The sequence below is a fragment of the Streptomyces sp. SID3212 genome (assembly GCF_009865405.1).
Lineage (GTDB): Bacteria > Actinomycetota > Actinomycetes > Streptomycetales > Streptomycetaceae > Streptomyces.
This window is the reverse complement of sequence record NZ_WWJY01000344.1, coordinates 1-8,822: the sequence shown is the minus strand read 5'-3', so window position 1 is coordinate 8,822 and position 8,822 is coordinate 1. Positions and strand designations below refer to the sequence as shown.

Below are 8,822 nucleotides of genomic sequence, written 5' to 3'. Positions count from 1 at the left end.
CCCGCGGTGTCGCCGTTCTTGCCGCCGTCCCCCGCGCCGGCGTCCGTACCGCCGTCGCCGCCACCGCCGCCCGTGCCGCCCGACTCGTCGCGCCCGCCCGGCTGTTCGCTGATGGCGGGCCCGGATCCCGAGGGTCCCGGGGTGATCGACGTGGCCGGGTTGGCTCCGTCCGACCGGTCGTCGTTCTTCTTGCCGCCGTCCTCACCGGAGGTGACGATCCACACGACCAGCAACGCGAGCAGCGCGATCAGCGTCGCCGCTACTGCCCTCCGTCGCCAGTAGATGGGAGAGGGGAGCGGCCCGACCGGATTACGCAAAGATCCCACGTCGCAAACTGTACGAGAGATCTCCGCCAACTCCCGCCCCCATGCCGTCCGTCTTCGCAAGTTTTACGGATCATCAGCCTGCGAGCGTCCTGACGGAGGCCGGTCAGGTGGCGAAGCCACCCCGCCGCACGTCGAAGGCACCCCGCCGCACACGCGTCCGATGCGCCGTCCGCGCGTCGGAGCATGCCAGGATCGGAGGTGCCATGACTGCTACCTCTCCGACTCCCGAGACCTCCGCGACGCCGCCGGCCCCGGCCACGGTGTCCGCCGCCGCCCTCCACGCCCCTGTCATCGAGTGGTTCGACACCCACGCTCGCGATCTGCCCTGGCGCCGCCCGGAAGCGGGTGCCTGGGGGGTGATGGTCAGCGAGTTCATGCTCCAGCAGACCCCGGTCAGCCGGGTGCTCCCGGTCTACGAGGCGTGGCTCGCGCGCTGGCCGCGCCCCGCCGACCTGGCGAAGGAGCCGCCCGGCGAGGCGGTCCGGGCGTGGGGGCGGCTCGGCTATCCCCGCCGCGCGCTGCGCCTGCACGGGGCCGCGCAGGCGATAACGGAGCGGTACGGCGGGGATGTGCCCAGCGAGCACGCCCAGTTGATCTCGCTGCCCGGGATCGGCGAGTACACGGCGGCGGCCGTCGCGTCGTTCGCGTACGGACAGCGCCACGCGGTCCTCGACACGAACGTGCGCCGGGTCTTCGCGCGGGCGGTCACCGGCGTGCAGTTCCCGCCGAACGCGACCACGGCCGCCGAGCGCAAGCTGGCCCGCTCCCTGCTGCCCCCGGACGAGCCGACCGCCGCCCGGTGGGCCGCCGCGTCCATGGAGTTGGGCGCGCTGGTGTGCACGGCGAAGGGCGAGGAGTGCGTACGGTGCCCGATCGCGGACCGGTGCGCGTGGCGGCTGGCGGGCAAGCCGGCGCACGAAGGGCCCGCCCGGCGCGGGCAGACGTACGCGGGCACGGACCGCCAGGTGCGCGGCAAGCTGCTGGCCGTCCTGCGCGAGGCGGTCACGCCCGTACCGCAGGAAGTGCTGGACGCGGTGTGGGAGGAGCCGGTGCAGCGGGCCCGGGCGCTGGACGGGCTGGTGGCGGACGGCCTGGTGGAGCCGATGGAGAACGGGGTGTACCGCCTGCCCCTGAGCTGACGCACCGGCCGGTCCGTGGAATGCGGAACTCCGCGGACCGGCCCCGCCCTCCGTTACACAACCGATGGACAGCCGTGCGTTTGCCGACGGCTGCCCCGCACAGCCCCGTGACAACCGCTCCGTAATTTCGGTGGCGCAAAGAAGAACGCGGGAACGGTCACGGGGTCGGAGGCGGTCGGCATGGCGCAGGGCGAAGTGCTCGGAGAGGTGCTCGGGTTCGAGGAGTACGTACGGACCCGGCAGGAGGCCCTGCTGCGCAGCGCCCGCCGGCTCGTGCCCGACCCGGTGGACGCCCAGGACCTGCTCCAGACCGCGCTGGCCCGTACGTACGGCCGCTGGGACGGCATCGCCGACAAGTCCCTCGCCGACGCCTACCTGCGCCGCGTCATGATCAACACCCGTACGGAGTGGTGGCGCGCGCGCCGGCTCGAAGAGGTCCCCACCGAGGAGCTGCCCGACGCGAGCGTCGAGGACGGCACCGAGCAGCGCGCCGACCGCGCCCTGCTGATGGACATCCTCTCCGTCCTGGCTCCCAAGCAACGCAGTGTGGTGGTGCTGCGACACTGGGAGCAGATGAGTACGGAAGAGACGGCCGCGGCGCTGGGAATGTCGGCCGGTACGGTCAAGAGCACGCTGCACCGGGCGCTGGCCCGGCTCCGCGAGGAGCTGGAGAGCCGGTCCGCCGACGAGGCGGAGGCGCGCGTGCTGGAACGGGCGGAGCACGGCGGCGGCCTCATCGGCCGCCAGGATCGGGGGCGGGAGCGGTGCGTGGCCTGAGGGGGCCGGTCCGGCGGGTGACGGCGGGACGGCTCGCGGGGGGTACGGCGGGCGTGGTCGGCGTCGCCGCGCTGTGCCTGCTGGCCGCCGGGTGTTCGACCGGTGGTACGGGTACGCGCGACGAGGGCGCGGCCGTGACCGCGCCCGTCGAGCGGGGGGTGCACACGCCGGGGGCGTCCGCGGTCCCGCCGGTGAGGACGGTGGACGCGGCCTCGCTGCTGCGCGAGGACCCCAAGGTCAGCAGGCGGATCAAGGCCGATCTCAAACCGTGCTCGGAGGGCGCCTACCCGGTGGACACCTCGTACGGGAATCTGACCGGCGGACCCGTCCCCGACGTGGTCGTGAACGTGATGACCTGCGGGGACGCGGTGGGCATCGGCACGTACGTGTACCGCGAGAAGGACGAGACGTACGAGAACGTCTTCGCCGTCGAGGAACCGGCCGTCTATGCCACCATCGACCGGGGGGAGCTGGTCCTCACCCAGCAGGTGTACGCGAAGGGCGATCCGGTGGCGTATCCCTCCGGGGAGGACGTGGTCACGTACAGCTGGAGCGACACCAAGTTCACCGAGCGCTACCGCGTGCGCAACAACTACAGCAGCGCGGTCGGCGACGGGGCGGTGGAGGCGCCGGACGTGGTGGACCCGACGGTGCCGCGCCAGAACTGAGACCTCCGTCCCTCACCGACCGAGAGCAGAGAGAGCCACCCGATGGCAGAGACCCATGTGCTGTTCGTCGAGGACGACGACGTCATCCGCGAAGCCACGCAGCTCGCGCTGGAGCGGGACGGCTTCGTGGTGACCGCGATGCCCGACGGGCTCGCCGGTCTTGAGGCGTTCCGCGCCGACCGCCCGGACATCGCGCTCCTCGACGTGATGGTCCCGGGCCTGGACGGCGTCAGCCTGTGCCGCCGGATCCGTGACGAGTCAACCGTGCCCGTGATCATGCTGTCGGCGCGCGCCGACGCGATCGACGTGGTGCTGGGCCTGGAGGCCGGCGCGGACGACTACGTCACCAAGCCGTTCGACGGGGCGGTGCTGGTGGCCCGGATCAGGGCCGTACTGCGCCGCTTCGGGCACGCGGGCCGGGCGGCCGGGGATCCGGCGGGGCGGGAGGGGCCGGACGAGCGGGGGGTGCTGACGTTCGGCGAGCTGGAGATCGACACGGAGGGTATGGAGGTGCGCAGGGGCGGGGTGCCGGTCGCGCTGACGCCGACGGAGATGCGGCTGCTGCTGGAGTTCTCGACGGCGCCGGGCACGGTCCTGTCCCGCGACCGGCTGCTGGAGCGGGTCTGGGACTACGGCTGGGGCGGGGACACCCGGGTGGTGGACGTGCACGTCCAGCGGTTGCGTACCAAGATCGGGCAGGACCGGATCGACACGGTCCGCGGCTTCGGCTACAAGCTCAAGGCATGACGCATGAGGCCGCGCGTATGAAGCGTATGACGCGCACGACGCGCATGACGCGCATGACGCGCATGGACGGCATGAGGCCCCGCTCGTGAGGCGCCTGGCGTTGCGGACCGGGGTCCGCTGGAAGATCAGCATCGCGATCGCGGCGGTCGGCGCGCTGGTCGCGGTGGCGCTGAGCCTGGTGGTGCACAACGCGGCCCAGGTCTCGATGCTCGACAACGCGCGCGAGGTGCAGCTGGAGCGGCTGCTGTTCGCGCAGCGGATGTACGACACGACCAAGGAGCCCAAGTTCGGCACGAAGGTCAACGACCCGGCGCTGCCGCACGATCTGCGGGAGAAGATGGCACAGGGGCGGCGGGCGACGTACGTGCAGGACGTCAGCGAGGGGGTGCCGGACGTCTGGGCGGCCGTCCCGCTGGGGAACGGCACGGTGCTCTCCCTCCACAACAAGTTCGCCGACCGCAGTACGACGATCATGAAGGACCTGGACCGGGCGCTGATCATCGGCTCGGTGTCGGTGGTCTTCGGCGGCTGCGCGCTGGGGGTGCTGATCGGCGGCCAGCTGTCCCGCAGGCTGCGCAGGGCGGCCGCCGCGGCGGGCCGGGTCGCGCAGGGCAACACGGAGGTACGGGTCGGGGACGCGGTCGGCGGGGTCGTACGCGACGAGACCGACGAACTGGCGCGCGCGGTGGACGCGCTGACCGACGCGCTGAACGAACGGATCGAGGCGGAGCGCCGGGTGACGGCGGACATCGCCCACGAACTGCGCACGCCGGTGACGGGTCTGCTGACGGCGGCGGAACTGCTCCCGCCGGGCCGCCCGACGGAGCTGGTGAGGGACAGAGCACAAGCACTGCGTACCCTGGTCGAAGACGTCCTGGAGGTAGCCCGCCTGGACAGCGCCTCGGAACGGGCGGAACTCCAGGAGATCGAGCTGGGCGAGTTCGTGCGACGGCGGGTCACCGCACTGGACCGGACGATCACCGTGCACGTGACGAACGACTCCTGGGTGAACACCGATCCCCGCCGCCTGGAACGCATCCTGGGCAATCTGCTGGCCAACGCGGCGAAGCACGGCCGGACGCCGGTGGAGGTCACGGTCGAGGGCCGGGTGGTACGGGTACGGGACCACGGCCCCGGCTTCCCCGACGCGCTCCTGCGCGAGGGCCCGAGCCGCTTCCGCACGGGCGCGAGCGACCGCGCGGGCCACGGCCACGGCCTGGGCCTGACCATCGCGGCGGGCCAGGCCCGCGTCCTGGGCGCCCGCCTGACCTTCCGCAACGCGTCCCAGGACCCCACCCCCACCCCGGAAACACCCCCCGGAGCGATAGCGGTCCTCTGGCTCCCGGAACACGCCCCCACCACCACAGGCAGCTTCCCGATCCTCCACCTCCCGGACCCGAGGTGATTCGGCCCGCAGGACAACTTCGCCCAGAAGGCAGCCATGACCGAACGCGACGTCATACTCAACGAACTCGCCCAGGGGCTGCGCCCCATGTCACAAGGCATCGAGTGGTTCGAGGCCCTGGGGCCCGGCAGAGCAGTCCGAGACACTCCAGCATCTGTGCCATCACTGCGTCCAGGCGCGCGCCGTCACCGAGGACGGACCGGAAAGCATCCGCCGAGCGGGGCTGCGCCCCACCCACACCCCCTCAGTGCTGATCACCCGCGACCGGATCGACGAACAACTGGGCAAGATCGCCTCGCTCACCCCACCCGACGAACGCCGCAAGGCATTCCGACTGCTGATCGCGCTACTCACGATCGCCGACGAACGACGCCGCGAACGCCACGTCCCCCGGTGCGCGTGCGCCGGGGGACGTCCTTGGTGTGGTGCTTGTGTGCCGCGTCGGCGTCAGGCCGACTGGGGGATCCTGCCGTCCGCCGGGGACGGGTCTTCCGCCGGCTTCGGGCCCGCGCCCCGCAGCGGGACCTCCTTGACGAAGAACGCCGCCACGAAGCCGATCACCGCGATCGCCGCACCCAGGGTGAAGGCGCCGTGGATGCCGGTGGACACCGCGTGCTGGTACGCCTCGCGTGCCGCGTCCGGGAGCTTCGCCAGGCTGGCCGCGTCCAGTTGCGCGGACGCGAGGCCGCCGCCGGTGCTGCCGCCCCTGGCCGCCATCTCGTCCTGTACGCGGGAGTTGAAGAGCGCGCCCATGATGGCGACTCCGAACGAGCTGCCCAGCGTACGGAAGAGCGTGGCGGAGGAGGACGCGACGCCCATGTCCTTCGCCTCGACGCTGTTCTGCGCGACCAGCATCGTGATCTGCATGAGGAAGCCCATGCCCGCGCCGAGCACGGCCATGTAGACGCCGGACGTCAGCCGCGACGTCTCGGTGTCCATCTGCGCGAGCAGGAACAGGCCGACCGTCATCAGGGCGCCGCCCAGGATCGGGAAGATCCGGTACTTGCCGGTGCTGGTGGTGACCCGGCCCGCGATCAGCGAGACGACCATCATCGACAGCAGCATCGGCAGGAGCAGCAGGCCGGAGTTGGTGGCCGAGGCGCCCTGCACGGACTGCTGGTACAGCGGCAGGAAGAGCACCGCGCCGAACATCACGAAGCCGGTGAGGAAGCCGATCACCGACATGAGGGTGAAGTTACGGCTGCGGAAGATGTGCAGCGGGAGCAGCGGCTCGGCGGTCCTCTTCTGGACGACGACGAAGCCGATGAGCGCGACCACACCGAGCGCGATCAGCTCCATGATGATCGCGGAGCTCCAGTCGTACTCCGTACCGCCCCACGTCGTGACCAGCACGATCGAGGTGATGCCGACGGTCAGCAGCCCGGCGCCCAGGAAGTCGATCCTGACCTTCGAGCGGTCCTTCTTGGGCAGGTGCAGGACGGCCGTGACCATCGCCAGCGCCACCGCGCCCAGCGGCAGGTTGATGTAGAAGCTCCAGCGCCAGCCGAGGTGGTCGGTGATGGCGCCGCCGACCAGCGGTCCGCCGATCATGGCGAGGGCCATGACGCCGGCCATCATGCCCTGGTACTTGCCCCGCTCACGGGGCGGGATCAGGTCGCCGATGATCGCCATCACGCCGACCATCAGACCGCCCGCGCCCAGGCCCTGTATCGCGCGGAAGCCGATCAGCTGGTTCATGTCCTGGGCCATCCCGCTCAGCACGGAACCGATCAGGAAGATCACGATGGAGGTGAGGAAGACGCCCTTGCGGCCGTACAGATCGCCGAGCTTGCCCCAGATCGGGGTCGAGGCGGCGGTGGCGAGGGTGTACGCGGTGACCACCCACGACAGGTGCTCCAGACCGCCCAGCTCACCGACGATCGTCGGCATGGCCGTACCGACGATCATGTTGTCCAGCATCGCCAGCAGCATCGCGATCATGAGCGCGAGCAGCACGATCCGTACGCTGCGCGGCTGTGGCTCCGGCTTGCCGGGCGCCAACGTCCCGGCTGACGGGTCCCCGGGTGCCGCGGCCTGTTCGGCCTTCCCCGTCTGACGGCTCGTCTGACTCATCGTCCCCTACTCCCCTGACTTACTTGCCGCCCGGCAAGCTAGCATTACACTCAGAAGGTAGACGGCTAACTTGCCGGGCGTCAAGTAAGTTTTTTCCCAAGGAGAGCACCGTGGGCAGCACTCAGCACCCCCGACGGGGCAACACCCGTCAGCGCATCCAGGATGTCGCCCTGGAGCTCTTCGCCGAACAGGGATACGAGAAGACCTCGCTGCGGGAGATCGCCGAGCACCTGGACGTCACCAAGGCCGCGCTCTACTACCACTTCAAGACCAAGGAAGACATCCTGATCAGCGTCTTCGACGACGCGACACGGCCGATCGACACGCTGATCGAGTGGGGCAAGTCGCAGCCCGCCACGCTGGAGACGAAGCGGGAGATCCTGCGCCGCTACAGCACCGCCCTGCTCGGCGCCTCCCCCCTCTTCCGCTTCATGCAGGAGAACCAGGCGACGATCCGGGACCTGAGCATCGGCGAGACCTTCAAGGTCCGCATGATGGCCCTGATGGAGCTGCTGCTGGACCCGGACGCGACCATGGTCAACCGGGTGCGCTGCACCAGCGCGCTCTTCACCATGCACGCGGGACAGTTCGCCCTCAAGGACATCGAGGGGGACCCCGAGGAGAAGCGCCTGGCGATCCTGGAGGTCTCCACCGACCTGATCACCCAGGCCCACCACGTCGACCTCTGAGACGGCCCCGGGCCCCCCACGCCCGGACCGGGACGACACTCAGACCGTGACACCCGCGTGGCGCAGGAAGGTGAGCGGGTTGACCGCCGAGCCGTAGTTCGGGGTCGTACGGATCTCGAAGTGCAGGTGGGGGCCGCTGGAGTTGCCGGTGTTGCCGGAGTACGCGATCCGCTGGTCGGCCTTCACGTGCTGGCCGGCCCACACCTTGATCTTGGACAAGTGCGCGTACTGCGAGTACGTCCCGTCGCCGTGCCGGATCACGATCGCGTTGCCGTACGCGGATCCGTCACCGGCGCCGTTCGGTCCGGCCTTGACCACCGTGCCGCTGTGGGCGGCCTTGACCGTGGTGCCGGTCGGTACGGCGAAGTCCTGGCCGGAGTGCTTGTGGGACCACATGGTGCCGCCCCGGCCGAACTTCGCGCTCAGCTTGTAGTGGTCGACCGGGTCCGTCCAGCCATGCGCCTTCTTGATCCTGTCGGCCTTCGCCTTGGCCCTGGCCCGGTCCGCCTTCACCTTCGCGGCCTTCTTCTCCGCCTCGGACTCGGCCTTCTTCGCCGCCGCCTCCGCACGCTCGGCCTGGACCTGCTTGGCGTGCGCCGCGGCCGCGGCCTGGGCGTCGGCCTGCTTCGCCACCGCGCCGGCCGCCACGGAGGCGGTCGCGGCGGTCGCCGTACGGCTCACCGCGGCATCGGCGCCGTCGCCACCGGTCGCGGCGACCGCGGCCCCCGCCCCGCACGCCATGGACACCCCGAGGCCGGCGGCCACCAGGCCGGTACGGGTACGCAGGGCGGACGGGAGACGGGAGAGACGGAACTGGTCGCGCTGGAACATGCGGGGAAAACCTCCGGGCATGAGGAGACCCGACACGGATGCCGGGCGGTCCCCACCTTGGTAACCCAACCACGCATCTCCGCCCAAACCACCCATCTACGACAGCGTGTCGTAGGAGTCGGAACGGCATAAAGTCCCTTGACGCGGACCCCGCCCCACCCGGCCCC

At 70.8% G+C, this 8,822-nt stretch carries 8 protein-coding genes and 2 pseudogenes; 7 read left to right on the top strand and 3 right to left on the bottom strand.

What is annotated here, in order from left to right; genetic code table 11:
- Nucleotides 1–326: pseudogene (locus tag GT042_RS10460) on the bottom strand (hypothetical protein); the annotation flags it as partial.
- 203 nt (nucleotides 327–529) lie between these two features.
- Here GT042_RS10460 and GT042_RS10455 point away from each other — a divergent pair.
- From GT042_RS10455 to GT042_RS38910, 6 genes and pseudogenes are all read left to right on the top strand, one after another.
- Entirely contained in the window at nucleotides 530–1,465 is a 936-nt protein-coding gene (locus tag GT042_RS10455; RefSeq protein ID WP_161308439.1) for an A/G-specific adenine glycosylase, read from the top strand.
- Nucleotides 1,466–1,645: 180 nt separating this feature from the next.
- Nucleotides 1,646–2,242: a SigE family RNA polymerase sigma factor gene (locus GT042_RS10450; protein ID WP_161308438.1), complete on the top strand. Its 597-nt coding sequence runs from the start codon at nucleotides 1,646–1,648 to the stop codon at nucleotides 2,240–2,242.
- A 17-nt stretch (nucleotides 2,243–2,259) separates the two neighbouring features.
- On the top strand, nucleotides 2,260–2,910 hold the full coding sequence (locus GT042_RS10445) for a hypothetical protein (RefSeq protein ID WP_345943731.1): 651 nt from the start codon (nucleotides 2,260–2,262) through the stop codon (nucleotides 2,908–2,910).
- Nucleotides 2,911–2,952: 42 nt separating this feature from the next.
- A complete protein-coding gene (cseB, locus tag GT042_RS10440; protein ID WP_161308437.1) occupies nucleotides 2,953–3,657 on the top strand; it encodes a two-component system response regulator CseB in 705 nt (234 codons plus the stop codon).
- Nucleotides 3,658–3,742: 85 nt separating this feature from the next.
- Nucleotides 3,743–5,062 (top strand): two-component system sensor histidine kinase CseC, encoded by a 1,320-nt coding sequence (gene cseC, locus GT042_RS10435; protein WP_161308436.1) that lies wholly within the window; start codon nucleotides 3,743–3,745, stop codon nucleotides 5,060–5,062.
- Between the two features lie 154 nt (nucleotides 5,063–5,216).
- Nucleotides 5,217–5,387: pseudogene (locus GT042_RS38910) on the top strand (DUF5958 family protein); the annotation flags it as partial.
- Nucleotides 5,388–5,509: 122 nt separating this feature from the next.
- On the opposite strand, the gene GT042_RS10430 reads toward GT042_RS38910, so the two are convergent.
- A complete protein-coding gene (locus GT042_RS10430) occupies nucleotides 5,510–7,135 on the bottom strand; it encodes an MDR family MFS transporter (protein ID WP_161308435.1) in 1,626 nt (541 codons plus the stop codon).
- A 110-nt stretch (nucleotides 7,136–7,245) separates the two neighbouring features.
- Between GT042_RS10430 and GT042_RS10425 the strand changes: the two genes are divergently transcribed.
- A complete protein-coding gene (locus tag GT042_RS10425; protein WP_161308434.1) occupies nucleotides 7,246–7,824 on the top strand; it encodes a TetR/AcrR family transcriptional regulator in 579 nt (192 codons plus the stop codon).
- Nucleotides 7,825–7,863: 39 nt separating this feature from the next.
- On the opposite strand, the gene GT042_RS10420 is transcribed toward GT042_RS10425, so the two are convergent.
- Complete coding sequence (locus GT042_RS10420; RefSeq protein WP_161308433.1) at nucleotides 7,864–8,655, bottom strand: M23 family metallopeptidase; 792 nt, start codon at nucleotides 8,653–8,655, stop codon at nucleotides 7,864–7,866.
- Between the last annotated feature and the right edge of the window lie 167 nt (nucleotides 8,656–8,822).

Excerpts from the sequence above, each read along its gene's own strand:
- GT042_RS10455 (WP_161308439.1), top strand. The coding sequence starts at position 530 with ATGACTGCTACCTCTCCGACTCCCGAGACCTCCGCGACGCCGCCGGCC.
- GT042_RS10450 (WP_161308438.1), top strand. The coding sequence starts at position 1,646 with ATGGCGCAGGGCGAAGTGCTCGGAGAGGTGCTCGGGTTCGAGGAGTAC.
- cseB (WP_161308437.1), top strand. The coding sequence starts at position 2,953 with ATGGCAGAGACCCATGTGCTGTTCGTCGAGGACGACGACGTCATCCGC.
- GT042_RS10430 (WP_161308435.1), bottom strand. The coding sequence starts at position 7,135 with ATGAGTCAGACGAGCCGTCAGACGGGGAAGGCCGAACAGGCCGCGGCA.
- GT042_RS10420 (WP_161308433.1), bottom strand. The coding sequence starts at position 8,655 with ATGTTCCAGCGCGACCAGTTCCGTCTCTCCCGTCTCCCGTCCGCCCTG.